Here is a 26,837-nt window from a genome sequence, read left to right on the forward strand (position 1 = left end):
ATCACACCGTCTCTATCAGCATGGCGCCGCCCTGCCCGCCGCCGATGCATTCGGTGGCGATGCCGCGCCGCGTGCCGAGCCGCTTCATGGCGTTGACGAGATGCAGCACGATGCGGTTGCCGCTGGTGCCGACGGGATGGCCAAGGCTGATCGCGCCGCCATCGACGTTGAGCTTCGCACGATCAATTTCGCCCGCCGCGCCGTCGAGACCGAGGATCTCGCGACAGAATTTTTCATCGTTCCAGGCCGCAAGGCAGCCGAGCACCTGCGTCGCAAAGGCCTCGTTCAACTCCCAGGTCTCGACGTCCTGCAAGCTCAAGTCATTGCGCTTCAAGAGCGCGGTCACCGAGAGCACGGGTCCGAGCCCCATGATGCTAGGATCAAGCGCGGCCCACTGGCTGTCGAGGATGACGGCCTTAGGCTTCAGCCCGTGCTTGGCCACCGCCTCCTCGGAAGCGAGGATCACCCAGGAAGCGCCGTCGGTGATCTGCGAGGAATTGCCCGCGGTGACCTGGCCCCATGGGCGCTCGAACACCGGCTTGAGTTTTGCCAAGGTCTCCGGCGTCGAGTCCGGGCGGACGCCGTCGTCGTGATCGTAGAACCTGCCGTCGCGCGAGAACGAGGTCTCGACTTCGCCCTTCAGCCAGCCTTCGGCTTGCGCTTTCGCCAGACGGCGGTGACTCTCTGCGGCGTAGGCATCCGATTGTGCGCGGGTGATGCCGAAGAGATGCCCGACGACCTCGGCGGTCTGACCCATGTTGAGCTCGGTGATGGGATCGGTGAGACCGCGCTCCAGGCCGATGATCGGCTTGAAATAGCCGGGGCGGAGCTTGAAGAAGGCGGCGATCTTCGCACCCATGCCCTTGGCGCCGGCGAGGCCAGCGAACCAGCGCACGCCGGCATTGGGCCATACCAATGGCGCGTGGCTAAGCGCCTCAGCCCCGCCGGCAAGGATGAGATCGGCTGTGCCTTCGCGGATGTAGCGATAACCGGTGTCGATCGACTGCATGCCGGAGCCGCAATTGATCTGCACGGTGAAGGCGACCATCTTCTCGCCCATGCCGAGCCGGAGCGCGGCGACACGCGCCGGGTTCATCTCGTCGGCAATGACATTGACGCAGCCGAGGATCACCTGATCGAAGACATCGGGCGCGAACGGCTGCCGCGCCAATAGCGGCCGGCCGCATTGCACGGCAAGGTCGACAGGCGTGAACGGTCCTGGACCGGAGCGCGCCTTCAGGAACGGCGTGCGGCTGCCGTCAACAATAAAGACCGGTCGCGCCATCAGCTCGCAGCCCTCTGCTCTCCCAATTCCTGGAAGAACTGATGCACGTCGGCGCCCTTCCTGTAAATCGGCGACAGCGCCTCGGGCGCGAAATCGTCGACCTCGATCACCGCGGCGACCGCCGCGCGGGCGGCTATGAGCTTGTCGGCATCGGATTGGGTGATGACGCCCTTCCTCACCGCTTCGTGTGGATCGCGCAGACGCGCGGCGCGCATGTGCCTGGCGATATCCTCGGTCGCGGTGAACAGGCGGAAGGCCTTCTCCAGCCGCGCCACACCGCCGTCGTCTTCGATGAAGGCCAGATCGGGCGTGATGCGATCGCGCGCGGCCGACGGCTCCAGCACCAGCGCGGCGCATTGATGCGCGACGCGGTCGGAAGGCCCGAGCACGCGCGCCCCGAACGGCTGGATCAAGAGCTTCAGGAAGCCTGCAATGAGGCGGTTCGGCAGGTTGGCGAGGATCTCCGCAAAACGGTTCTCGATGGTCTTGAAGCCGCTCGCCATGCACCATTCGAGCGCGGCGAAATCTTCCTTCTGTCGGCCTTCATCCTGCCAGCGCTTGAGCGCGGCGGAGAGCAGATAGAGCTCGGAGAGGATGTCGCCGAAACGGGCCGAGAGCATCTCCTTGCGCTTGAGCGCGCCGCCGAGCGTGAGCAGCGCCATGTCGGCGCAAATCGCAAAGGCCGAAGAGTAGCGCGAGAGCTGGCGGTAGAATTTCGTGGCGTCGCCCGCATCGGGCGCCGGTGCGAACAGGCCGAAGGTCCAGCTTCGCCCCATCGCGCGGAACATGGTCTTGAAGGTGTGGCCGATATGCTTCCATACCGCCTTGTCGAAGGCGTCCAGGCCCTTGGCACGGTCGGCTTCGCCAAGCGCGGTCATCTCCTCGAGCAGATAAGGATGGGCGCGGATCGCGCCCTGGCCGAACACGATCAGATTGCGGGTGAGGATATTGGCGCCTTCCACGGTGATGCCGACCGGCACCGCGCGATGCAGATTGCCGAGATAGTTTTGCGGCCCGTCAATCACGGCCTTGCCGCCATGGATGTCCATGGCGTCGTCGATCGCGATCCGCATCCGCTCGGTGGCGTGCAGTTTCATGATGCCGGAGATGACCGCGGGATGATGGCCCGCGTTCAGCGCGGCGCAGGTCAATCGCCGCGCGGCATCGAGCAGGTAGGCGGTGCCGACGATGCGGGCGAGCGGCTCCTCGACGCCTTCGAACTTGGAGATTGAGATGCCGAACTGTTCGCGGATGCGGGCATAGGCGCCGGTGGTGCGCGCGGCATAGGCGGCGCCGGCAGCCGACAATGACGGCAGCGAGATGCCGCGGCCGGCGGCGAGCGCCGTCATCAGCATCTTCCAGCCTTGTCCAAGGCGCTCCTTGCCGCCGATGATGTAGTCGAGCGGGATGAAAACGTCGTGGCCCCGGTTCGGGCCGTTCTGAAACACCTGCATCGCCGGCAGATGGCGGTGGCCGATCGTAACGCCGGGCAGATGGGTCGGGATCAGCGCGACCGTGATGCCGAGCTCTTCCTGGTCACTGAGGAGATGATCGGGATCGTAAGCCTTGAAAGCAAGACCGAGCAGCGTCGCAATGGGTCCGAGCGTGATGTAGCGCTTGTGCCAGTTGAGGCGCAGGCCGATCACCTCAACGCCCTCGAAATTGCCTTTGCAGATGATGCCGGTGTCAACCATCGAGGCCGCATCCGATCCTGCTTCCGGGCTGGTGAGGCCGAAGCAAGGAATGTCGTGGCCGGAGGCCAGACGCGGCAGCCATTTCTCCTGCTGCTCTTTGGTGCCAAAGCGCATCAGCAGCTCGCCGGGGCCGAGCGAGTTCGGCACCATCACGGTGACGGCGGCGGTCAGCGAGCGCGAGGAGAGTTTTCGCACCACCTCGGAATGCGCATAAGGCGAGAAGCCGAGGCCGCCGAATTCCTTCGGGATGATCATGCCGAAAAATTTCTCGCGCTTGATGAAGTCCCAGACTTCGCGCGGCAGGTCGCGCCACTCCCAGAAGATCTTCCATTCGTCGAGCATCCAGCAGAGCTCGTTGACGGGGCCGCTCAAGAAGGCCTTTTCCTCGTCCGTGAGTTCGGCTTGGGGATAGGCGAGCAGCTTCGACCAATCGGGATTGCCACTGAAGAGGTCGGCATCCCACCAGACGTCGCCGGCTTCCAGCGCCTCGCGCTCGGTGTCCGACATGGTCGGCATCACGCCGCGGGCGAACCCAAAGATCGGCTTGGTGACGAAGTCGCGACGGAAACTCATGGCGGTATCCTCATGATCGGCGGCGCGTTCCAGCATATTTTAGCGGAAAGTGGCCGACAGAAGTGAACACTTCGCTGGCAAATTGGCGCGAATTGACGCGGTCGATATAACGACCGAAGCGCGGCGCCAGTTCCCGGGATGAGCTTCGTAGCCCGGATGGAGCGCAGCGCAATCCGGGGTTATCTCGCAAACGGATTCGATTATCCCGGGTTGCGCTGCGCTTCACCCGGACTACGCATCTACGCGTCCCACCTAATCCGGGCGGACCATCTCGAACATGGCCTCAGGCCGGATCTCGAAATAGTCGCCGCGCCGGCCGGCGCGGACGATGGGGCGCGCGGCGGCGGTCTGGTAGACGCCGTCCTTGATCATGGCCTTGTCGATGTGGACGGCGACGACTTCGCCGAGCGTGAGCCAGGCCTGCGCCTTCTCGCCATTGGCGCCCTCAAGCTGGACGATCTGGGTCAGCTTGCACTCGAAGGACACGGGACTCTCCGCCACCCGCGGCACGTTGACGATCTTGCTGGGCGCCGCTGCCAAGCCGGCGATCGTGAACTCGCTGACATCACGGGCGACGTGGGCGGCGGTCTCGTTCATCTGCTTCGCCAAATCCATAGTGGCGAGATTCCAGACGAACTCCTTGGTCTCCTGGATGTTGGCAACGCTGTCCTTCCAGGACGTCGAGGAAAAGCCGATGATCGGCGGGACGTAGCAGAAGCCGTTGAAGAAGCTGTAGGGCGCGAGATTGACGTGGCCCTTGGTGTCGCGCGAGGAGATCCAGCCGATCGGGCGCGGGGCGATGATGGCGTTGAAGGGATCGTGCTTGAGGCCGTGGCCCTTCTTCGGCTCGTAATAATGCAGGTCTTTCGCGGTCACGCTGGGCTCTCTCTGTTGTTCGTAGCCCAGCTTACTTACCACGCGGCGAGAGGCCCGCGATCACAAAATCGATCATCTGGTCGATGGTCGGGCCTGGCTTGGTGGCGCATTGGGCGATCATCTGCGGGTGGAAGAAGCGTATCATCGCGGTGCAGGCGCACAGCGAGGCGAGCTGCACGTCCGGAGCCTCGAACTCGCCGGAAGCCGCTCCCTGCCCGATCACCAGGCCGATGGTGGAGGCGATCATTTCCATATGGGCCACGCAGACGCCCCAGTCCTCCTGCATCGCGATCTCGACCATCTCGTGCAGCTTGGAGTCGCCAACATAGCGCTCGGTGTTCATGCGGTTGACGGTCTTCATCAGGTCGCGCAGGCGTGTAGCCGCCGGGCCCTGTGCCTGCGCGATCCGCTGCGCCTCGATTTCGACCTCGCCCATCAGCGTCCGCGCCACGCCCTCGTGGATCGCCTTCTTCGAATCGAAGAAGCGATACACGTTGGCGGGGCTCATCCGGAGCTCCTTGGCGATGTCGGCGACCGTGGTCTTCTGATAGCCGATCTGACGGAACAGCCGTTCGGCCACCACGAGAATCCGCTCCCGGGTGTCACTCTCGATATGCTCCGAAACCAGCGTCATCTGTGAGGACTCAATTATGTGTTCACTGTTCAACTATTCAGCGGCTTCAGCAAGCGGAATTGCCGGGCGTGCATTGCCGTCATGCTGCGCCGCCGAAGCGGCTTCCTCGCCCGCGCCGCTCTCCTCCAGGCTCTTGCGGAACCATAGGGCATAAAGGCCCGGCAGGTACAAGAGCGTCAGGAAGGTCGCGACGAACAGGCCGCCCATGATGGTGATCGCCATCGGGCCCCAGAACGCCGACCGCGACAGCGGGATCATCGCCAGGATCGCGGCCAGTGCGGTCAACACCACCGGGCGGGCGCGGCGGACCGTGGCCTCCACGATCGCCTCCTTGCGGGTCAGGCCGTGGGCAACATCGGTCTCGATCTGATCGACCAGGATCACGGTGTTGCGCATGATCATGCCGGCGAGCGCGATCAGGCCGAGCAGCGCCACGAAGCCGAACGGCTGGTTGGCGACGTTCAGGCCCAGCGAAGCGCCGACGATGCCGAGCGGCGCCGTCAGGAACACCAGGATCAGGCGCGAGAAGCTCTGGAGCTGGATCATCAGCAGCGTCAGCATCACCAGCACCATCATCGGGAAGAGCACGAAGATCGAGGCATTGCCCTTGGCCGATTCCTCGAACGCGCCGCCCGGCTCGATCCGGTAGGCCGGCTCGAGATGGTTCTGGATCTCCTTGAGCTTGGGCGAGATCTGGTTGGTGACATCGGGTGCCTGTACGCCGTCGACGACGTCGGAGCGCACGGTGATCGCCATGTCGCGGTTACGCCGCCACAGGATTGGCTCCTCATGAGCATATTCGATTTTGGCAATCTGCTGCAGCGGCACCGCGACACCATTGCGTGAGGTGATCGTGAGATCGCCGACGCGCCCCAGATCGAGCCGCTCGGACGGCACGGCACGGGCGACCACGCCGACCTTCTCGATGCCGTCGCGGATGGTCGTGACCGGCGCGCCCGAGATCAGCATCGACAGCGCCTGCGAGACCTCCTGCGGGGTGAGGCCCAGCGCGCGGGCACGGTCCTGGTCGACGACGAGCTTCAGGTAGGGCGACTGCTCGTTCCAGTCGAGCTGCACGTCCTTGACGTTCGGGTTCTGCCGCATGATGTCGCGCACCTGATAGGCGATATCGCGCACCTTCTGGGCGTCGGGACCGATCACGCGGAACTGAACGGGGAAGCCGACCGGCGGGCCGAAATTGAAGCGGTCGACGCGCACGCGCGCCTCGTTCAGCGCGCCATTGGCCGCCGCATTCTCGATCTTGGCCTTGATGCGCTCGCGCGCCTCGACGTCCTTGGACAGGATTACGATCTCGGCAAAGGCCTCGTTCGGCAGTTGCGGGTTGAGGCCGAGCCAGAAGCGCGGCGAGCCCTGACCGACATAGGCGGTGTAGGTCGCAATATCCTTGTCGCCCTTCAACAGGTCCTCGGCCTTCTTGACGGCCTTCTCGGTCACGTTGAAGGCGGTGCCTTCCGGCAGGCGGAGCTGCAGGAACAATTCGGGGCGCTCGGAGAGCGGGAAGAACTGCTGCTGGACGTGGCCGAAGGCAACGATCGAGGCGACGAACACGCCGACCGTGGACGCCACCACCGTGATGCGGTGATTGACACACCACTGCACCACCGCGCGCAAACCGCGGTAAAGCCGGGTCTCGTAGATCGCGTGCGGATCGTGGTTATGGTGAACCTTGATGTTGGGCAGCAGCTTGACGCCGATATAGGGCGTGAAGATCACCGCGACGAACCAGGAGGCGACCAGCGCGATCGCAACGATCCAGAAGATGCCGCCGGCATATTCGCCGACCGCCGAATTGGCAAAGCCGATCGGCAGGAAGCCGGCCGCGGTGACCAGCGTGCCCGTCAGCATCGGAAACGCCGTGGATTCCCAGGCGAACGATGCGGCGCGCATGCGGTCCCAGCCCTGCTCCATCTTCACCACCATCATTTCGACCGCGATGATGGCATCGTCGACCAGGAGGCCGAGTGCGATGATCAGCGCGCCCAAGGTGATGCGGTGCAGGTCGAGCGACATCGCGTTCATGACGATGAAGACGATCGCGAGCACCAAGGGCACCGACAGCGCCACCACAATGCCGGTGCGCCAGCCGAGCGCGAGGAAGGAGACGAACAGCACGATCGCGAGCGCTTCGACGAAGGAGTGCACGAACTCGCTGACCGCATGCTCGACCACCTTCGGCTGGTCAGCGATCTGCTCGACCTCGATGCCCTGCGGCACCGCCTTCATGAATTCGGCGGTCGCCTTCTCGACGTCCTTGCCGAGCTCGAGGATGTTGGCGCCCTTGGCGGTGACGATGCCGATGCCGATCGCGGGCTTGCCTTCCTGGCGCACGGTGAAGGTCGGCGGATCGACGAAGCCGTGGGTGACGGTTGCGATATCGCCCAACCGGAACACGCGGCCGTTGCTCTCGACCGGGGTCTCAGCCACCGCCTTGGCGCCGTCGAGCGCGCCGGTGACGCGCAGCGGCACGCGCTGCGAGGACGTCTCGACCGTGCCGGCCGGGGTGACATTGTTCTGCTTGGCGAGCGAGTCGAACAGCGCCTGCGGGGTGATGCCGAGCGTAGCGAGCTTGGCGTGGGAGAACTCGACATAGATGCGCTCGTCCTGGGTGCCGTAGAAGTCGACCTTGGTCACCCCCGGCACGCGCAGCAGCCGCTGGCGGAAGCCTTCGGCCGCCTTTTTCAACTGCGCGTAATCGGCGCCGTCGCCGGTCATCATATAGAGGATGGAATCGACGTCGGAGAACTCGTCATTGACGACGGGACCGAGGATTCCCTGCGGCAACTGGCCCTGCACGTCGACCAGCTTCTTGCGCAGGAGATAGAAGAGATAGGGCACGTCCTTCGGCGGCGTCGAATCGCGGAACGTCACCTGCATCGCCACGAACGCCGGCTTGGAATAGGTCTGCACCTTCTCGAAATACGGCAGTTCCTGCAGCTTCTTCTCGATGGGATCGGCGACCTGGGTCTGCATCTCGTTCGCAGTGGCGCCCGGCCACATCACGGAGACGTTGACCACTTTCACCGTGAAGAACGGATCCTCGGCGCGGCCAAGCTTCTGATAGGAGAAGTAGCCGGCGGCGGCGAGCGCGATCATCAGGAACAGGATCAGGGTCGGATGGCTCACCGCCCAGCCCGACAGGTTGAAGCGCTTCATGTCACCCTCCAATATCCAAAACCGTTTACGGCCGACGGATCAGAACGACAGCGACGCCACGACACGGACCTTCTGGGCCGGGTCGAGCTTCTGCACCCCGAGCGCCACCACTTTCGCGCCCTCCTCCACGCCGCCTGCGATCGCGACGCAATTGCTCTCATAGGCCTTCACCTTGACCGGCTTCAGCGTGATCTCGCCGGCGTCGCCCACGACATAGAGCGAGGGCTCGCCGCCCTGGCTGTACAGCGCCGACAGCGGCAGCTTCGCCACGCGCTCGGTCTCGGCATCGGCGAGCGTCAGCGTCGCCGTCATGCCGAGCGAGACGTCGTCGCCGGCTTCCGGCAGCGAGAACTTGGCGAGATAGGTGCGGGTGGCGGGATCGGCCGAGGGCGCGACCTCGCGCAGCTTGGCTGCGTACTTCTTGTTGGCCTCGGACCACAGCGTCACGGTGGCGACGCCGGTCTTGGCGCGACCGAGCAAGGTCTCGGGAATCGCGACCACCGCCTCCTTCTCGCCGAGCCGCGCGACGCGGATCGAGGTCTGGCCGGCGGCCACGACCTGGCCGGGTTCAATCAGGGTCGAGGTGACGACACCGCGGGTGTCGGCGACGAGCGTCGCATAGGAAAGAGAGTTCCTGGTCAGTTCGACCGAACGTTCGGCGCGGTTGAGGCGGGCGCGGGCCTCATCCGCCGCGGCGCTGCTCTGGTCCAACTGCGCGTCCGTAGTCCAGCCCTTGGCCCGCAGGTCCTTGGCGCGCTTCTCGGCGGCCGCCGCCTGCGCCAGCACGCCGGTGGCGGCGCGCAGTTCGGCTTCAGCCTGCTCGGCCTGCAGCTTCAGATCGACTTCATCGAGGGTGGCGAGCGGCTGGCCGATATCGACGGTCTGGCCGACTTCGACGAGGCGCTTTGCGACCTTGCCAGCGACCCGGAAGCCCATGTCGCTTTCGATGCGCGGCTTGACCGTGCCGACAAAGCTGCGCTCGGGGGTCTCGGCCTCATAATGCACCATGGAGACCAGGACCGGACGCCCGGGATCGGCTTTCTCGGCGACCGTCTCGTCGCACCCGGCCAGCGAAATCGCCGCCGCCGCCAGCAGCGCGCCAGCTAAAAGCTTGTAATAATTTGCGAAAATGGAACGGGAGAACATCGGTCTCTCCATCGGGCTGATGTCTGATGAAGAGTATTGATTGAGCACTGACGAATGTCAATAATCGTCAGTGATCAACACTAAATCGTGAGTTTCGGCATGGCCGATTGACTGCGAGCAAAGGGGTTGCGATGGCGGGTAGCCCGGATGGAGCGCAGCGCAATCCGGGGTTCTGGCCGTATGGATAGACCGGCCCCGGATTGCGCTGCGCTCCATCCGGGCTACGGCATGTCCGACGGCGAAGCTGCGCTACTTCGCGCTGGCGAATTCGGTCTTGGTCTCGTGGCCGCCGAGGAACGTGAGGAGGCCGGCGGCGAGCGGCAACAGCGACAGCACAAGCAGGCCGGTCGAAGTGTTGCCGGTGGCGTCCTTGACCCAGCCGATCAGATAGGGCCCGCCGAAGCCGGCGAGATTGCCGATCGAATTGATCAGCGCGATGGCGCCGGCCGCCGCGGTGCCGGAGAGCCAGGCGGTCGGCAATGTCCAGAACACCGCGAAGGTGCAGAAGATCCCGATCGCCGCGATCGTCAGCACGACCATAGTGATGGTGGGATCGGTGAGGTAGCTGGAGACGCCGAGCGCGAGTGCCGTGAGCAACAGCGGCCCGCCGACATGGGCGACGCGCTCCCGCCTGGCGTCGGAGTGCCGCGCCCATAGCACCATCGCGATGGTGCCAAAGAGATAGGGGATCGCGGTGACGAAGCCGGTCTGCGCGTTGGTGAGGCCGAAGGCTTTCACGATCTGCGGCAGCCAGAACTGCATGCCATAAAGCGCGCCGACGAAGCCGAAATAGATCAGGCTCAACGTGATCACCTTGGGCGAGGACAGCGCCTCGCCGAGCGTGAAATGCCGCACCGCCTGCTTGGCCGCGGCCTCGGCGTCAAGCTTTGCCTTGAGCCATGCCTTCTGCTCCGCGGTCAGCCAGTTCGCCTTCTCCGGCCTGTCGGTGAGATAGAACCAGGTGACGATGCCGAGCAGGACCGAGGGGATGCCCTCGATGATGAACAGCCACTGCCAGCCCCTCAGCCCCATCACGCCGTCAAGCCCGAGCAGAAGCCCGGAGATCGGAGCGCCGATCACCGTGGACACGGGAACGGCGACCGCAAAGGCGGCCATGAAGCGGGCGCGGTATTCGGCCGGATACCAATAGGTCAGATAAAGGATGATGCCGGGGAAGAAGCCGGCTTCCGCCACGCCGAGCAGGAAGCGCAGCACAAGAAAACTCGTCTCGCCGCTGACGGTCGCCATCAACGCCGAGATCACGCCCCAGGTCACCATGATGCGGGCGATCCAGCGGCTGGCGCCGAATCTCTCCAGCGCGAGATTGCTCGGCACCTCGAAGATGAAATAGCCGATGAAGAAGATGCCAGCGCCCCAGGCAAAGACCAGCGGCGAGAACTTCAGGTCCGCGTTCATGGTCAGCGCGGCGAAGCTGAGATTGACGCGGTCGAGATAGGAGAAGAAGTAGGCCAGCACCAGGAACGGGATCAGGCGCGCCGAGATGGCGCGGATGGTCGAGGTCTCGATCTCGCTCTTCGCACTCGCGGCGGTGGCAAGCGTGGTGGTCTGGCTCATGGGTGTCCCCCCGAGGGCTGTTATTGCTATTGCCTTGGGGTTTTGAGCATCAGGCGCACGCTGTCAATCGGAATTGTGACAAGGATCTCCGCGGGGTGCGGCGCGCACGGCCTCGGGTGCGAACTTGCGCCGGGCGCGGACCTGAGCTTTAGCTCCGTCTCCCACCAGGCTTTCCCGATCATGGTTGTCCGCATCCTATTTTGTCTTTCGATCATCATCGCCGGGCTGGCGCTGCGCCGGTTCGGCTTCGGCGTGGGGCTCCCGGCATTCGTCGTGAAGTATGGCGGCTCGCTATTGTGGGGGACGATGGTGTTCTTCCTGGTCGCGATTGCCGCGCCGGGATGGGCGCGGCGCACAGTGCCCTTGATCGCGCTTGCGATTGCGGTGGGCGTGGAATTGTTTCGGCTGGTGCATACGCCGTGGCTCGATGCCTTCAGGCTGACGACGGCCGGCGCGCTGTTGCTGGGCCGCATCTTCTCGGCATGGAATATCGTCGCTTATGCCGCCGGGATTTTGCTCGGCGTGGCGCTGGATCGTTGTGCGATGCCAATCAAGCTATGTAGGGCGGACTAGCGAAGCGTAATCCGCCGCCACCGCTCTCGTCATTCCGGGGCGATGCGCACCATCGAACCCGGAATGACGGGGAGAGTTGGCGCGAGGCCGACCGCTACCGCCGTGCTTTCCGAGTCTTCTTTGCGGCCTTGGTCTTCTTCGCGGTCTTCTTGGCCGCCTTGGCCGAGCGCTTCTTGGCGGATTTCTTGCCGGCTTTGCTGGCCGACCGTTTCCTCGCGGCCTTCTTTGCCGCGGCCGCCGTCCGTCTTGCGCTCGCTGGCGCCGGCTTGGGTGCGGCGCGCCGCTTGCGCGGCGGGGCCGTTGCCATCGGCGGCACCATCGGATCGGAAACGAGGCCGTCGGCGGCGAGCGGGACGTAGGCCGCCGTGCGCTCGTCAGCTTTCGTGGCCTCTTCGTCCGGCTTCAATGCGCCGCCGGCGGTGCTGGCGACGCCCTTCACTGTGTCCGTGATTTTGTCGAGAATTGATTTATCCTTGCCCATAATGCCTCCCTGAAATTGGTTGCAATAAACTAACCGGCCGGGAGGCCGCGGGTTCCCGAGACGAAACTTGGAGCCATGTAGGGCGGATTAGTTAGTTAGGTTAGCTACTCGCCGTAGTCATTCCGGGGCGATGCACAGCATCGAGCCCGGAATCCATGGCTCCGCCGGCGCACGTGGCCCAATGGATTCCGGACCTGCGCCTTGCGGCGCATCCCGGAATGACAGCGGAGAAAGTGGCGAACGGACTCCATCCGTTATTGCGCGCCAATCGCTCTGCGCGTCCTCAGTTGGCGAGTTGGAAGCGCTCGAATCTATGCAGTTCTTCCTCGATGCGGGGCTTGAGCTCCTTGCGGGCGCCTCGCTTGGCGGCGCTGCCGACCCAGCTCCATTTCTGCATCAGGAGCTTCTTGTTCGCCCGGTCGGTCTTCAGGTCGATGGCGGCGACGATCTCGTCGCCGACCAGGACCGGCAGCGCAAAATAACCGAACAGGCGCTTTTCCTTCGGCACATAGGCCTCGAAACGGTGGCCGTAACCGAAGAACAGTTCGCTGCGCTTGCGCTGGATGATGAGCGGATCGAAGGGCGAGAGGATGTGGACCAGGGTTGGATCGCCCTCACCCGCCGGCTGCAGTGCCTCAGGGCGCGCCCAATGCTCCTGCTTGCCGGCGCCTTCGAGCGCGACCGGCACTAGTTCGCCTCGCCGCAGGCGGGTCTCGATCAGGCGCCGCACCGGCTTCTTGCTGGGCGCATCGAGATGGCAGATCGAATCCAGGCTGACCACGCCCTGCGACCGCAGCGCGCGGTCGAGCAGATAGGCGGTGATCTCGCGCGCCGAGGCCGGCTTCGGCGGCTTGTCCCAGCCGAAATGCCGCGCCATCAGATCGTAGGTCTTCAGCATGCCGTTGCGCTCGCTGATCGTGAGGGCACCGGTGTAAAAGGCGAGCTGCAGCGCACGCTTTGACGGCTTGCGGCTCTGCCAGAGATGCTCCTTTTCCACCAGCACGTCGTCGTCGATGTCGCGGATGGTGAGCGGTCCCTGGCGGATCAGACGCATCACCTTGCGCATGTCGGCGGGCGTAACCGAGTTGAACCATTTGTGGCCCTCGCGCCTGTGCTGCCGCATCGCCGGCAGGAAGAAGCTGATATCCCCGGCCGGCACATAAGAGAGGGCATGGGTCCAGTATTCGAACACGCTCCTGTCGACGCTCTGCGCGTGGCGGAGATCGGCGCGGCGGTAGTCGGGAATGCGGCTATAGAGGATGTGATGGTGGGCACGCTCGATCACGTTGATTGTGTCGATCTGCACATAGCCGAGATGCTCGACCGCAGCGGCCACGGCGGCCGGCCCATCGCCGAACGGCACGGGCGTGTCGAGCCGTTGGGCGCGCAGCCAGATGCGGCGGGCGTCGATCCTGCTCAGAGGATGGGATGGAATCGGGCGGGGCATTGCCCGCAATGTAGTGCATGATCGGGAAATGTGGACACTGGATTTCCGCGCCGACAACACCAAGCGTTTGCGCGAAGACGATGATCATGGATTCCCGCCCACGGGACGCAGGCAAGGAAAAGGCCGCGCCAGGTGGCGCGGCCCAAGCTCGGTGGTCGGTCTTGTTTACTTGGCCGCCTGGGCCTCCAGGTAGTGCTTGCAGGCGCCGCGCATGTTGCCCTTGCTCATCTCGCTATTGGCCTTGCTGATGCTCTTGGCCATCGCCGCCTTGCCGGGCCCTTCTGGCATCGTGTTCATCGAGGCCGTCGATTTGGCCATGTTCTCCGTGGTGCAGGCCACCGGCTTGGCCAAGGCAGGCGCAAAGGCAACAGCCGAGAACGCAGCAGCGAGGATCAATCGTCGCATCGGAAAAATCTCCCTTGGAATGAAACCGGCGTGACACCGGCCAATACAGCACGCATTGGCTCGCGGCCGCGTTTCCGGCGGAAAGCTATTTTTCCTGTATTGCAGTGGGATGAAGCAAAGGCGAACTGCGACCAGCGGTCGCGGTCGTGAGCCGATTTGCTACGAGCCAGGAGATTGCCGAGCTCGCCGCGACCGAGCTGCAGATCGCCCTCGAAATCCATTCGCCGTAGCCCGGGTGAAGCGCAGCGCAACCCGGGGATGCTCGCTGCGTGGCGAGATGAACCCGGATTACGCTTCGCTGCATCCGGGCTACGTCACGGGCTTGTCGAGCATTTCCCTGATCCTTGCCGCGAGCACGGTCTGCGTCAGCGGCTTCTGCAACAGCGATACGTCGTCGTCGGGCCGATCCTCGCCGCCGACGGCGTTGCCCGCATAGCCGGTCATGAACAGCACCTTCAGGTCAGGCTGGATACGGTGCAGTTCATCGGCCAATTCGCGGCCATTCAGGCCGGGCATGATGATGTCGGTGAGCAGCAGGTCGACATGGAACCGCCCGCCCTTGAACAGCGCCAGCGCGGCCGAGCCATCGGCGGCCTCGCGGACTTTGTAGTTGAGGTCCTGCAGGGTCTCCACGAGGAAGGACCTCACGCTGGCCTCGTCCTCGACCACCAGGATCGTCTCATTGCCGGCGCTGCCGACGACCGAGACGGCGTCCGTTTCGACTGGGGCGGCGGTTGCAACCGACGGCTGGTAGGTGGGTTTGAGATCGGGCGGCTCGCCCCGCGCATGGGTGAGGAGTTGCTGCGTCAACACCGCCGCCCGCTGTGCACTGTTGGAGGCATTGCCGATCACGCGCGCCAGCCGGTCGCGCTTGGCGCCGCCGTCCGATTGCACGCTGCGCGCGGCGATTTCGAGGTTGCCGCTGATGACCGTCAACAGATTGTTGAAATCGTGCGCCACGCCGCCGGTCACCTGCTGCGACTGTCGCAGCAAGTCCTCGGCCTCGCGGAGCTGCGACGGCGAGGGCAGCGCCAAGAGCTTCGGCAGCAGCGGCCACAGCATGGCGGCGGTGACGATGGAGGCGGCGGCCGTCAACAATTTGGCGATGCCCTCGATACCGTAGATCGGCACCCACAGCGTGACGATCGACAGCACATGAGTGAAGCCGCAGAACAGGATGAAAAGCGCAAAAGCCCAGAAGACCCAGCCGAACGCGACGTCGCGCCGCTTCGACACGAAGATGGCCAGCGCTATGGGGATGGAGAAATAGGCCGCCGCAATCACCGCGTCGGAGATGACGTGGAGCCAGATCAGCCCAGGCTCCCACAGCAGGCAAATTCCGTGCGGGGAAAGCGTTGACGAATCGAAGAGACGCTCCAGCATGATGGTCGTTCCACTGCCCTTGACGCAAATCGATGGACCTACCTTTGCATGCAAAAATCCATGAGCCGTTACGGCCCGTCAAGCCTGCCGCGACATCTCAGATCCAGCTTCGGAACAGCATCAGGTGATTGAAGGCCGCCGTCCAGGTACCGACGAAGGCCGCCGAGATCGGCAGCATGACCGCAAAGCCCAGCGCACCGATGGCGACGAAGGCCCATAGCAGCCAGCGCGGAGTGCCGGCGCGGGTCAGCGCGTAGACCAGGGCAAAACTCGCGGTGGTCGCGGCCGGCAGGTAGTAATAGATGAAGCCGAGCGTGCGCGGCAGCAATGCCCAGGCGAGATAGGGACCGAAATAGAACGCGAGCACCAGGAAGGCGTCCGCCCGCCGCACCACGATCCAGTCGCGCAAGGCTACAGTGAGCGCGGCCAGCGCCGGCCACAGAATCAGGGGATTGCCGAGCAGGACCACCGCGGCGATGCTGTTGTCGCCGACCTTGTCGAAGAGATACCAGACCGGACGCACCAGGAACGGCCAGGACGGCCAAGAGCTCATATAGGTGTGGCCGGCGATCGCGGTCGTAGTGTTGTCGGCAAAGATGCGGCGTTGCGCCTCCAGGATATCGGGAAACGAAAATCCGTACAGCGGAACAAAGCTCGCGAGATAGACGATCGCGGGCAGCAGCGCGAAGCATGCGGCAAAGTGATGGGCACGAAAATCGGGCCAGAGGTCGGGCTGGTACCAGTCCTCCGGCTTGGGATCGGCGAACCGCGTGCGCCAGCCTTGCATCAGCCGAATCACGGCGACGATGGCGATGCAGGTCGCGAGCACGAACAGGCCGCTCCATTTGCAGGCGGCAGAGAGGCCGGATGCGATCCCGGCAAGCGCAAAGTAGAGCTGCGGCCGAGCCTGCCTGAAGCCGTGGGCGAACGCCGCAATCGCGAACAGGCCGAAGGCGAGCGCGAAAATATCCAGCATCGCGATCCGCGACTGCACGAACAGCATCTGGTTGAATGCGGCGAGCAGCGTTGCGGCGATCGCCGACGACTGCCGGGCGAACAGGGCCAGTCCGCCGAGATAGACCCCAACCAGCGCCAGCGCTCCGAACAGTGCGGCGGGATAGCGCCAGCCGAACGGATTGTCGCCGAACGTCCTGATCGACAGCGCGATGAACTGCTTGGCGAGCGGCGGATGCATCGGATTGAGCATCGGCTCTCGTATCACCGGCTCCAGCATTTGCCGCGCCGCCGGCACGTAATGCACCTCGTCGAAGTAGAATTTTTCCGGCGCGGTCACGCCGATCAGGAGCAAAAGATGCGCGACGATGAAGATGATGAGCGCAGTGAGAACGGTGCGCGCGGACGAAATGGAAGGTGATTTTGGCACGATGTCTTCGGCGATCGTGGTGCAGCAAGGATGTCAATTGTGAGCGCCGCCGATTCTTCTGTCCATCGCATTGAACGTATTTCGCGCCGATCGTCACCAGGAAACGGCGTTGTAGGACTGAGACGCGTAGGGCGGGCAAAGCGAAGCGTGCCCACCATCCACGTTCGGTGCAAGAAAGGTGGGCACGCTGCGCTTTGCCCAACCCTACGCATCTGCGCGGATTATGCCGCTGACTTGCCCTCATAGGCGCGGCGCAAGCCTTCGATATCGAGCTTGACCATGCCGAGCATGGCTTGCATCGCGCGCGCTGCGCCGGCCTTGTCCGGGCCGCTAAGATATTTGGGCAGGACGCTCGGCACGATCTGCCAGGGAACGCCGAAGCGGTCCCTGAGCCAGCCGCATTGCTCGGCCTTGCCGCCATTGGCGAGCAGTGCGTCCCAGAGCCGATCGACCTCGGCCTGGTCCGCGCAGTCGATCACGAACGAGGCGGCGTAAGTGTATTCCATTTTCATCCCGCCGTTCAGCGCCATGAAGCGCTGACCAGCCAATGTGAACTCCACCAACAGCACTGTACCGGCTTTGCCGGCGGGACCATCGATGATGTTCTTCTGGACCGTCTCGATCCGGGAATCCGGCAACAGCGAAACGTAGAGCTTGGCGGCTTCCTCGGCTTCGCCGTCGAACCACAGGCAAGGGGTAATCTTGGACATGAGAAACTCCTCTACGCGATCGACGATCAAGCGCCAGCGGTCGCGGCTTTGGCGGCCGCTTCGAGATCCATCCACATCACTTCCCAGATGTGGCCGTCCGGATCCTCGAAGCTGCGGCCGTACATGAAGCCGAAATCCTGCTTCGGCCCGGGGTCGGCACTGCCGCCGGCGCCGGTGGCCTTGCCAACCATGTCGTCGACGGCGTCGCGGCCGTCGGCGGAAAGGCAGATCAGGACCTCGCTCGACGTTTTTGCGTCAGCGATCTTCTTCGGCGTGAACTGCCGGAATTTGTCATGCGTGAGCAGCATGACGTGAATGGTGTCGGAGAACACCATGCAGGAGGCGGTATCGTCGGAGAACTGCGGGTTCTTGGCGGCGCCGATCGCCTGGTAGAAGGCGGTCGCGCGGGCGAGGTCGCTGACCGGCAGGTTCACGAAGATCATTTTGGACATCAAGGGCTCCTTTGCATGGGGTTCGGCCCAAGGACGGATGGGCGGGCGGGAGTCCGACAAGGGGGGTGCAAAATTTTTTGCGGCAGGAACCCCACCCGTCATTGCGAGCGCAGCGAAGCAATCCATTTCGCCACCTGCGAAGACATGGATTGCTTCGTCGCTGCGCTCCTCGCAATGACGGTGGAGAAAGTCGCGTCATTACGTCGCGATCGGCGTCGGCATGGTCAGGAACGAGCGCGTCACATGCCAGAACAACTGCCGGTTGATCGCGAGCACCACCGAATGAGCGGTCCCGGGGAGGATGACGAACTGGCGATCGCCGTTCGGCAGCCGGTTGAAGAATTCTTCGAGATCTGCGACCGTCGCAATGCCGTCATATTCGCCGCGGACCAGCAGCACCGGCGCCAGCACCTTTTCCGGATGCACCACCGGCAGGTTGGCGGTCATGTCGAGATAGGTGCCGGTCGGGATCTGGTCGCCGAACTGCAATTCCGCATCCGCGAGCGCTTCCATCACCGCGGGGTCCGAGGTGCCGGGCTTGTCGCGGGTCGCGATCGAGCGGATCATGTCGCGGTCGCGCTTGCGCATATTGTGCGAGCGGAAATAGTCGAGCTGTTCGGCGCGCTTTGCCAGCGTCGGCGATCCCTCGCCCTTGTAGGTGAAGGCCGCAAACACCAGCCGATCGATGCGCTCGGGCGCGGCCATGGCGTACGCGCCGGCGCGCAGCGCGCCCGAGGACTCGCCGACGAAATGGTATTTCTGCCGGCCGGTCGCACCGGCGATGACCTCGACTGCGGCTTTCAGGTCCTCGACGCCGCTGGCGATATCGGAATTGCCCGAGGTGCGACCCGACTTGCCGTAATTCTCGTGATCCATGGTCCAGCAGTCGAAACCATAGCGGGCGAATTCATTCATCACGGAGTATTCGCCCTTGCCGGGCACGCTGACGTCGAACACGCGCGAAGTCACCGACGAGCCGTGGACGAAAAACACTACCGGCCGCGACGGCTCCCCGGCTTGCGGGGCGCCGATCCGCTTGCGGTACATCCAAAGCGGGACATCGCCCTTCTTCGCCCAGTATTCGCTGCTCCAGATCTCTTCGCCTGACGACGGAACCGCCGACTCCGCCTGCGCGGGCGGCGCGCCGATTGCACCGGTGGCAATGCCGGCGCCGATGCTCTTGATGATCGTGCGCCGTGGGACCCTGTGTTCGGAACGCGCCATCGCTCACCTCCCCGGTGGTTTCGGATTCTCCGTCCGATCGTCGGTCACGACTTTAGCAGCGTTGGCGCGGCGTTGCGAGAGAGCTGGAGATAATCGCGCTGTACGCACGCGTTGCAAAACTCGGCGCACGCGTTTGTGAACATTGCCGCGGGAAGAAGTCGCGGACGCTTTGCAAAACTGAGCCTAGTCTTTGCCGCCGCCAGACCGGAGAAAACCCGGCGCAATCAGGGAGCACTTCATGAGCAGCAATCTCACCGAAGAAGAACTTGCAGCTTTGATGCCGTCGGAACTTTGCCAATATCCGACACCGATCCCGACCCAGATCGTCTCCAGCGACGAATTCTATCCCGACCCGCAGAACGAACGGCAGCGCGAGGTCGAGGCGCGGCTGCTCGCGATGGCCGATGAGATCGGCATCAAGCAAGGCATGGACCGCCGGAGATTCTTCCAGACCGCAGCGGGCATGGCGGCCTCCTTCGTGGCGATGAACGAGGTCTATGGACCGCTGTTCGCGGTGAGCAGGGCCGAAGCCGCGACGCCGGCGATGGCGCAGGAACGCGCGGACGCGCTGAAAGACCAGTTCATCATGGACATGCACACGCATTTCCTGCGTGACGACACCCGCATCATGGGCTTTGTCGAGATGCGCAAGGCGGTCGGCAAGGCCGGCTGGAACAAGCAGCTCAGCGACCACGAGCAGACCATCGAGGATCTGAAGTTCAACAACTACAAGAAGGAGATGTTTCTCGATTCCGACACCAAGATCGCGCTGATCTCGTCGGCGCCATCGGACATCGAGCAGGACTGGTTCCTGACCAACGAGCAGATGGCGGACGCGCGCAAGAAGATCAACGACGAGGCCGGCTCGCGTCGGGTGTTCTGTCACGCGATCTTCACGCCCGGCCAGCCCGGCTGGCTCGACAAGCTCGATGCGGCGCTGGCGCTGAAGCCGGAGTCCTGCAAGGGCTACACGATCGGCGACAACACCCACAAGGAGATCAGCCGCTATCCGTGGCGGATGGACGACGAGAAGGTCGCCTACAAGGGTTACGAGAAGATGTTGAAGGCGGGCATCAAGAATGTCTGCGTGCACAAGGGACTGTTCCCGCCGGGTATCGAGAAGCAATATCCGAACCTGCGCGGCTTCGCCGACGTCGCCGATGTCGGGCAAGCCGCGAAAGACTGGCCGCAGCTCAACTTCATCATCTATCACTCCGCCTATCGCCATGTCGGCGGCGACCCGAAAGTAGCGCTCGCCGAGTTCGAGCGCACCGGCCGCATCGCCTGGACAAGCGACCTCGCCGACATCCCCGCGCAGTATGGCGTCAACAATGTCTATGGCGATGTCGGACAATTGTTTGCCACCACGCTGGTGGCGGAGCCGAATGTCTGCGCTGCGCTGATGGGCACGCTGGTCAAGGGGCTCGGCGTCGACCACGTCTGCTGGGGCACGGACTCGCTCTGGACCGGCGCGCCGCAATGGCAGATCGAGGGCCTCAGAAGGCTCGAGATCCCCGAGGCGATGCAGAAGAAGTTCGGCTATGCGCCGCTCGGGCCTGCGGACGGACCGGTGAAGCGCGCGATCTTCGGCGACAACAATGCCCGGCTCTACGACATCCAGCCCAAGCGCGCGATGCTGGAATTGAAGGGCGACCGCTTCGCGATGATGCGAGCCGAGTACGAAAAGGCCGGCGTAGAACCATCGAACATGCGCTACGGCTACGTGGTGCCGAACGGGACGATTGACCACCGCGTGTTTGCGTAGGCTTTGCGGCTCAGCAGCGCCGCGCAACGTAGTGCTGCGCTGCTGATCCGGCGGCTATTCGTTAGGCATTTCCGCCACGCCTTTTCGGTTCGCACGGTCGTCTTGCATCACACCTGCGTCATGGGCGCAGAATCCCGCCCCTGGTTTTTGACATTCAGGAAAAGGCGGCTTTACGAATAGAGGCAGCGGCTGCGTTACAATAACCGGAGCCTTCAGCCATGGAGTCTGCTGCTCGACTGTCGCCTAGCCCGACCAGGGACGGCGAAGCAAGCGTCACGGATGACGCCGCCCTCCTTAAGCGTCTTTCCGGTATCGTCGGAAGATCCCATGTGCTGACCGGCATGGAGAGCACCCGCAGATTCTGCACCGGCTTCCGTTTTGGACATGGTTCGGTAGTCGCGGTGGTCCGTCCCGGCACCCTCGTCGAGCAGTGGCGGGTGTTGAAGGCCTGCGCCGCCGCCAACAAGATCGTGATCATGCAGGCCGCCAATACCGGTCTCACCGGCGGTTCGACGCCTGACGGCGACGACTATGACCGCGGCATCGTGTTGATCAACACCATGCGGATCACCGGCATCCATCTTGTCAACGAAGGCAAGCAGGTGGTGTGCCTGCCCGGTGCGACGCTCTACCAGCTCGAGAACCGGTTGCGGCCGCTGGGGCGGGACCCTCATTCCGTGATCGGCTCGTCCTGCATCGGTGCCTCCGTGTTCGGCGGCATCTGCAACAATTCAGGCGGCGCGCTGATCCATCGTGGCCCCGCCTTCACGCAGCTCGCCCTGTTCGCCCGGCTGGATGAGGCCGGCGACGTTCATCTCGTCAACCATCTCGGCATCGATCTCGGCAATGATCCCGAGGCGATGCTGGAAAGGCTGGAGAAGGGAGCCTTCACGGAAGCCGACGTCGCAAACGATCCGAACCGGCTGGCGTCCGACCATGATTATGCGACGCATGTCCGCGACATCGAGGCGCCGACCGCTGCTCGCTTCAATGCCGATCCGCACCGGCTGTTCGAGGCATCGGGCAGCGCCGGCAAGGTCATGCTGATGGCGGTGCGGCTCGATACCTTCGCCAAGACCGCGCGAACCGGCGCCTTCTATATTGGCTCCAACGATCCTTCCGAACTCGAGACGATCCGCCGGCACATCCTGGCCAACTTCAACTCGCTCCCGATTTCCGGCGAATATCTGCACCGCACGGCCTTCGACATCGCGGAAAAATACGGCAAGGACACTTTTCTCGCGATCAACTATCTCGGCACCGCCCGGCTGCCGATGCTGTTCGCGATCAAGGGACGCTTTGACGGCATCTGCGAACGCCTGTCCTTCCTGCCGAGCCACCTCAGCGACCGCATCATGCAATTCGCAAGCTCGCTGTTTCCCCGTCACCTCCCGAAACGGATGATGGAGTATCGCAATCGCTTCGAGCATCACCTGATCCTGCAAATGGGTGATGACGGCATCGAGGAAGCCGCTCAATATTTGAAATCGATCTTTCCCTCAGAGAACGGCGACTTCTTCACCTGTACCGACGACGAGGGCGCCAAGGCGATGCTCCACCGCTTCGCCGCCGCAGGCGCTGCGGTGCGCTATCGCGCTGTCCACGGCCGCGAGGTCGAGGACATCGTTGCCCTGGACGTCGCGCTCCGCCGCAACGACGAGCAGTGGTGTGAAAGCCTGCCGCCCGACATCGACGCAAAGCTTCTGCACAAGCTCTATTACGGCCACTTCTTCTGCCACGTCTTCCACCAGGACTACATCGTCGCGAAAGGCCATGATTGTCAGGTGATCGAGGAGCAGATGTGGAAATTGCTCGACCTGCGCGGCGCCGAATATCCGGCCGAGCACAATGTCGGCCATCTCTATCACGCAAAGCCTGCGCTGGTAGAGCACTACAAGGCGCTGGACCCCTGCAATGCGTTCAATCCCGGGATCGGGCGAACCACCAAATGCCTGCATTGGAAGACCGGGCTTGACACTGGCCCCGCCGCGGCGCCGAAGATCAGCGCCTCCTGGACTTCTTGAGCCGACCGAGCCGTCAGCAATGATAGGCTGGACTTTTCAAACCACGCCGTCCAGCTATGATCGTCGAATGATCGATGCATCGCTGATCTCGGGTTTTGCGGCACTCGCCGGTGCTGCCATCGGAGGCCTGACGTCGGCAACGGCCGCCTGGTTCACCCAGCGCGCCATGGTGCATTCGCAATGGTCTGCCGGCGAAAATCTGCGCCGGCAGGACATCTATCGCGAATTCATCGAGATCGCGTCAAAATGCTACATCGACGCGCTCCAGCATGAGAATCCCGACGTTCCGGATCTGGTCGGGCTTTATGCCAAGATCTCGCGGATGCGGGTGTTGTCATCCGCCGAGATCGTTGACGAGGCCGAACGGGTTGCGCAGAGAATCCTCGATACCTATGCCCAGCCCGACAAGAGCTTCGTCGAGATGCGAGGCATGGTCAAAGACCACACCATCGACCTCCTGCATGGGTTCAGCAAAGCGTGCCGGCGGGAGTACGAGCAGTATCGATCGCGGCAATTCTAGAGTACCGCTCCGTCACTTCTTCTCATCCGGATGCCGGTGCACCGGATCGACCCACAGCACCGTCTCCGGCTTCTCCACCGGCTCGATGTCGAGGTTGATCGCGACCGCCTCGCCGTCGCTGCGGACCAGCACGCATTCGAGCACTTCGTCCGGGCTGGCGTTGATCTCCTGATGCGGCACATAGGGCGGCACGAAGATGAAATCGCCGGGGCCGGCTTCCGCCGTGAATTGCAGGTGTTCACCCCAGCGCATCCGCGCCTTGCCTTTCACGACATAGATGATGCTTTCGAGATGGCCGTGATGGTGCGCGCCGGTCTTGGCGTCGGGCTTGATGGTGACGGTGCCGGCCCAAAGTTTTTGCGCGCCGACGCGGGCAAAGTTGATCGCGGCCTTGCGGTCCATGCCGGCTGTCGACGGCACGTTCGGATCGAGCTGGTTGCCGGGAATGACGCGAACGCCGTCATGCTTCCAGCGTTCGTCGTGATCGTGGGAATGCGAGTGGTCGTGGGTGCCGCTCATCTCTGCTGCCTTCAAAAAGACTATCGCGGTAACGCTACAGAAAAACGCGGTCGCAGGCCAGATGAAACCAGACACCTCTGCTCGTCATGGCCGGGCTTGACCCGGCCATCCACGTCTTGGCTAGTCGGGTCGAAAGCGCGTGGATGCCCGGGACGAGCCCGGGCATGACGGAGAGAGAACCCGGCCTCTACTTCACGGCCAGCAATTCGACGTCGAACATCAGCGTTGCATTCGGCGGGATCACGCCGCCGGCGCCGCGCGCGCCGTAGCCCAGATTGGGCGGGATGATGAGGGTGCGCTTGCCGCCGACCTTCATCGTGGCGACGCCCTCGTCCCAGCCGGTGATTACCTTGCGCTGGCCGATCGGAAATTCGAACGGCTCGTTGCGATCCACCGACGAGTCGAATTTCTTGCCCTTCTGGCCGTTCTCGTAGAGCCAGCCGGTGTAGTGCATGATGCAAATCTGGCCGGGTTTCGGGAAAGCACCGGTGCCCTCCTTGGTATCGATGATCTGCAGTCCTGAAGGTGTCGTCACGGTCTTTCCTGCTGGTTGGGCCAATGCCATCTTCGACATGGCGGGAACGGAGATCGCGGCCGCGACGGCAGCGATGGTCTTGACGATGGTACGTCGGCTGGAGCGCATCGCAACTACCTTCTTTACGTAGGGCGGCACGTCTCTAACGCAAGGCAGGCGAATTCCCTAGCTCTTTTTCGACGCGCTATGCCTCGATCTTTTCCAAACGCACCGGCAATCTCCGGATGCGCTGACCGGTGGCGTGAAAGATCGCGTTGCAGACGGCCGCGTTGGTGCCGACATTGCCGAGCTCGCCAAGCCCCTTCACGCCGGCCGGATTGATCTGCGTGTCCTCCTCCGAGAGCAGGATCACCTCAACGTCAGGAATATCGGCGTTCACCGGCACGAGATAGTCGGCGAGATTGTCATTGACGTAGCGCGCATAGCGCTCGTCGAGCTCGGTCGCCTCATGCAGCGCGGAGGCCACGCCCCAGATCAGGCCGCCCATCAGCTGGCTGCGCGCGGTGCGCGGGTTCATGATGTGGCCGGCGGCAAAGGCGCCGAGCACGCGCGGCACCCGGATCTCATGCGAGAAGCGGTTGACGCGCACCTCGACGAAGTCGGCGCCGAAAGCGTAGGCGATCCTGCCGCCGAACTCCGGGCCGCCGACCATGCGCACCTGGCCGTTATGCATGGCGCGGAATGAGTCCGCCGGCGCGCCGTCGGGTTTCCACTCGCCATACTCCTCGATCACGCTGACGCCGAGCGCGTCGAACGCTGCCTCACGATCGAGATCGAGCCGCTGGTCACTGCGCGAGGCTCCGCCTGACGGCGTCTGGCCGACGGTCTGCCCTTCGTTCGGCATCAGGGCCTTGAGCAGCCGCTGCCTGACCTGGTCGCACACCATCATCACGGTGGAGCAGGTGCTCGCGGTCGAGTTCGAGCCGCCGGCCACCGGCGCCGGCGGCAAGTCGCTGTCGCCGATCACGACGGTGACCTTCTCGACGGGAACCTCGAGCCTCGTGGCGGCCGCCTGCGCGATGACGGTGTAGGCGCCATTGCCGATCTCGTGACCGGCGATCTCGACGCGCACGCGCCCATCGCGCCGCAGCCGCACGCGGGCCGCGGCCGGCGCCATCTGGGTCGGATAGCAGGTGGTGGCGCAGCCATAGCCGATCAGCCACTCGCCGTCCGCCATCGATCGGGGCTCGCGGTTGCGCTCCGCCCAGCCGAACGCCTTGGCCCCCTCATCGAAACAGGCCATCAGCGAGCGAGACGTGTAAGGCTTGCCGCCGATCGGCTCCCGGTTCGTGTCGTTGACGCGCCGCAGCTCGATCGGGTCCATCTTCAACTGATACGCCAATTCGTCCATCGCGCTTTCCAGCGCGAAGAGGTAGGGCACTTCCGGCGGCGAGCGCATGAAGCCCGGCGTGTTGCGGTCGGCACGCACGATCCAGACCAGGCTGTCGACATTCGGGCAGTCATAGAGCCGTGTCGTGGTCTTGGTGCCGCCGACGCAATAGGCGTCCGCGCGCGATGAAATTTCCCAGCCCTCGTGCCGCAACGCCGTCAGCTTGCCGTCACTCGTCGCGCCGAGTTCGACGCGGTGGCGCGTCTCGGCGCGGTAGGTCGCGACGTTGAAACCCTGGTCTCGAGTCGCGACGAGTTTCACCGGCCGACGCAGGCGACGGGAAATGCTTGCCATGATCGCGGTGCGCGGGGTCATCGAGCCCTTCGAGCCGAAGGCGCCGCCGACATAGGGATTGACCACATGCACGCGGTCCGGATCAATGCCGAGCTGGGTGGCAACTCCGTTCTTCAGGCCGTGGACGAACTGGCTTGGTTCGTAGATGGTCAGGCTGTCGCCATTCCAGGCGACGCTGGTGGCGAACAGCTCCATCGGATTGTGGTGCTGCGGCGGCGTTTCATACTCGGCGGAAATCTGCACCTCCGCCTCCTCGAACGCCTTGTCGAAATCGCCGACCTTCGGGTCGTCCTTGAACATCGCAAGCTGGCCCTTGGCGCGGGCCGCAACCGTGCCGGGCGAATGAAAGCTCGCAGTCGGCGTCGCCGCCGTATAGCTCACCTTGACCCGATGCGCAGCCTCGCGCGCCGCCTCATAGGTATCCGCGAGCACGACCGCGATGATCTGGCCCTCCTCGGCAATGTCAGGAGATCGCAGCGGCTGATTGGTCGTGGACGCATAGCCGCCATTGCTGAAGAACTTTGCGGGCTCGAGGTGCTCCGCATTCTCATGCGTCACGATATCGACAACGCCGCGCACCTTCTGCGCTTCGGACAGGTCGAAATTATCGACACGGCCCTTCGCGATCGCGCAGGTGACGAGATAGGCATAGGCCGGATCGCGCAGTGGCATGTCGGCAGCATATTGCGCCGTCCCGGTCACCTTGGCGACGGCATCATAGCGCGGGATCGGCTGGCCCATATTGGCCTTGGGAGCGGGAGCGGCTGTCGTCAT

At 63.8% G+C, this 26,837-nt stretch carries 23 protein-coding genes; 4 read left to right on the forward strand and 19 right to left on the reverse strand.

All coding sequences use genetic code 11. From position 1 onward, the window contains the following. Position 1 precedes the first annotated feature (1 nt). The 7 genes from AC5ZG1_RS26055 to AC5ZG1_RS26085 form a co-directional block, all read right to left on the reverse strand. On the reverse strand, positions 2–1,285 hold the full coding sequence (locus AC5ZG1_RS26055; RefSeq protein WP_496134473.1) for an acetyl-CoA C-acetyltransferase: 1,284 nt from the start codon (positions 1,283–1,285) through the stop codon (positions 2–4). Next, complete coding sequence (locus AC5ZG1_RS26060) at positions 1,285–3,552, reverse strand: acyl-CoA dehydrogenase (protein ID WP_496134474.1); 2,268 nt, start codon at positions 3,550–3,552, stop codon at positions 1,285–1,287. The genes AC5ZG1_RS26055 and AC5ZG1_RS26060 overlap by 1 nt, the downstream gene beginning before the upstream one ends. 252 nt (positions 3,553–3,804) lie before the next feature. Continuing rightward, positions 3,805–4,428 (reverse strand): flavin reductase family protein, encoded by a 624-nt coding sequence (locus tag AC5ZG1_RS26065; RefSeq protein WP_496134475.1) that lies wholly within the window; start codon positions 4,426–4,428, stop codon positions 3,805–3,807. A gap of 31 nt (positions 4,429–4,459) precedes the next feature. Further along, positions 4,460–5,062, reverse strand: a complete 603-nt coding sequence (locus AC5ZG1_RS26070) for a TetR/AcrR family transcriptional regulator (protein WP_130224951.1) — start codon at positions 5,060–5,062, stop codon at positions 4,460–4,462. 33 nt (positions 5,063–5,095) lie between these two features. Continuing rightward, positions 5,096–8,236 carry an efflux RND transporter permease subunit gene (locus tag AC5ZG1_RS26075; protein ID WP_130224952.1) on the reverse strand — a complete coding sequence of 1,047 codons (3,141 nt, stop codon included), beginning with the start codon at positions 8,234–8,236 and terminating at the stop codon, positions 5,096–5,098. Between the two features lie 39 nt (positions 8,237–8,275). Beyond that, positions 8,276–9,382 (reverse strand): efflux RND transporter periplasmic adaptor subunit, encoded by a 1,107-nt coding sequence (locus AC5ZG1_RS26080; protein ID WP_496134476.1) that lies wholly within the window; start codon positions 9,380–9,382, stop codon positions 8,276–8,278. 249 nt (positions 9,383–9,631) lie between these two features. After that, positions 9,632–10,957, reverse strand: a complete 1,326-nt coding sequence (locus AC5ZG1_RS26085; RefSeq protein ID WP_028162574.1) for an MFS transporter — start codon at positions 10,955–10,957, stop codon at positions 9,632–9,634. 180 nt (positions 10,958–11,137) lie between these two features. On the opposite strand from AC5ZG1_RS26085, the gene AC5ZG1_RS26090 reads away from it, so the two are divergent. Beyond that, positions 11,138–11,530, forward strand: a complete 393-nt coding sequence (locus tag AC5ZG1_RS26090) for a ribosomal maturation YjgA family protein (RefSeq protein ID WP_496134477.1) — start codon at positions 11,138–11,140, stop codon at positions 11,528–11,530. Positions 11,531–11,624: 94 nt separating this feature from the next. On the opposite strand, the gene AC5ZG1_RS26095 is transcribed toward AC5ZG1_RS26090, so the two are convergent. From AC5ZG1_RS26095 to AC5ZG1_RS26135, 9 genes are all read right to left on the reverse strand, one after another. Next, positions 11,625–12,011, reverse strand: a complete 387-nt coding sequence (locus AC5ZG1_RS26095; protein WP_496134478.1) for a hypothetical protein — start codon at positions 12,009–12,011, stop codon at positions 11,625–11,627. A 283-nt stretch (positions 12,012–12,294) separates the two neighbouring features. Beyond that, positions 12,295–13,458 (reverse strand): winged helix-turn-helix domain-containing protein, encoded by a 1,164-nt coding sequence (locus tag AC5ZG1_RS26100; protein WP_496134479.1) that lies wholly within the window; start codon positions 13,456–13,458, stop codon positions 12,295–12,297. A 165-nt stretch (positions 13,459–13,623) separates the two neighbouring features. Next, on the reverse strand, positions 13,624–13,863 hold the full coding sequence (locus AC5ZG1_RS26105; RefSeq protein WP_028162577.1) for a hypothetical protein: 240 nt from the start codon (positions 13,861–13,863) through the stop codon (positions 13,624–13,626). Further along, on the reverse strand, positions 13,851–14,084 hold the full coding sequence (locus tag AC5ZG1_RS26110) for a hypothetical protein (protein WP_130224957.1): 234 nt from the start codon (positions 14,082–14,084) through the stop codon (positions 13,851–13,853). Before AC5ZG1_RS26110 ends, AC5ZG1_RS26105 begins: the two co-directional genes overlap by 13 nt. Positions 14,085–14,172: 88 nt before the next feature. After that, the gene (locus AC5ZG1_RS26115; RefSeq protein ID WP_496134480.1) at positions 14,173–15,246 is read right to left on the reverse strand and encodes a response regulator; all 1,074 of its coding nucleotides are present in this window, start codon (positions 15,244–15,246) and stop codon (positions 14,173–14,175) included. A gap of 97 nt (positions 15,247–15,343) precedes the next feature. Further along, the gene (locus AC5ZG1_RS26120) at positions 15,344–16,630 is read right to left on the reverse strand and encodes a phospholipid carrier-dependent glycosyltransferase (RefSeq protein ID WP_496134481.1); all 1,287 of its coding nucleotides are present in this window, start codon (positions 16,628–16,630) and stop codon (positions 15,344–15,346) included. A gap of 221 nt (positions 16,631–16,851) precedes the next feature. Further along, positions 16,852–17,340: a VOC family protein gene (locus AC5ZG1_RS26125; protein WP_456642637.1), complete on the reverse strand. Its 489-nt coding sequence runs from the start codon at positions 17,338–17,340 to the stop codon at positions 16,852–16,854. Between the two features lie 26 nt (positions 17,341–17,366). Beyond that, complete coding sequence (locus AC5ZG1_RS26130; protein ID WP_496134482.1) at positions 17,367–17,792, reverse strand: VOC family protein; 426 nt, start codon at positions 17,790–17,792, stop codon at positions 17,367–17,369. 198 nt (positions 17,793–17,990) lie between these two features. Continuing rightward, a complete protein-coding gene (locus tag AC5ZG1_RS26135) occupies positions 17,991–19,016 on the reverse strand; it encodes an alpha/beta hydrolase (RefSeq protein ID WP_496134483.1) in 1,026 nt (341 codons plus the stop codon). A gap of 238 nt (positions 19,017–19,254) precedes the next feature. On the opposite strand from AC5ZG1_RS26135, the gene AC5ZG1_RS26140 reads away from it, so the two are divergent. From AC5ZG1_RS26140 to AC5ZG1_RS26150, 3 genes are all read left to right on the forward strand, one after another. Continuing rightward, positions 19,255–20,781, forward strand: coding sequence for an amidohydrolase family protein (locus AC5ZG1_RS26140; RefSeq protein ID WP_496134484.1), 1,527 nt, complete (start codon positions 19,255–19,257; stop codon positions 20,779–20,781). A gap of 218 nt (positions 20,782–20,999) precedes the next feature. Continuing rightward, positions 21,000–22,805, forward strand: coding sequence for a D-lactate dehydrogenase (dld, locus tag AC5ZG1_RS26145; RefSeq protein ID WP_496134485.1), 1,806 nt, complete (start codon positions 21,000–21,002; stop codon positions 22,803–22,805). 67 nt (positions 22,806–22,872) lie between these two features. Further along, positions 22,873–23,325, forward strand: coding sequence for a hypothetical protein (locus AC5ZG1_RS26150; RefSeq protein ID WP_496134486.1), 453 nt, complete (start codon positions 22,873–22,875; stop codon positions 23,323–23,325). Positions 23,326–23,337: 12 nt separating this feature from the next. Here AC5ZG1_RS26150 and AC5ZG1_RS26155 read toward each other — a convergent pair whose 3' ends face one another. The 3 genes from AC5ZG1_RS26155 to AC5ZG1_RS26165 form a co-directional block, all read right to left on the reverse strand. Further along, the gene (locus AC5ZG1_RS26155; RefSeq protein WP_028162586.1) at positions 23,338–23,844 is read right to left on the reverse strand and encodes a cupin domain-containing protein; all 507 of its coding nucleotides are present in this window, start codon (positions 23,842–23,844) and stop codon (positions 23,338–23,340) included. A gap of 187 nt (positions 23,845–24,031) precedes the next feature. Continuing rightward, positions 24,032–24,418 (reverse strand): FKBP-type peptidyl-prolyl cis-trans isomerase, encoded by a 387-nt coding sequence (locus tag AC5ZG1_RS26160; protein ID WP_496134552.1) that lies wholly within the window; start codon positions 24,416–24,418, stop codon positions 24,032–24,034. A 145-nt stretch (positions 24,419–24,563) separates the two neighbouring features. Continuing rightward, positions 24,564–26,837 (reverse strand): xanthine dehydrogenase family protein molybdopterin-binding subunit, encoded by a 2,274-nt coding sequence (locus AC5ZG1_RS26165; protein WP_496134487.1) that lies wholly within the window; start codon positions 26,835–26,837, stop codon positions 24,564–24,566.

Source organism: Bradyrhizobium sp. Leo78, assembly GCF_059512425.1.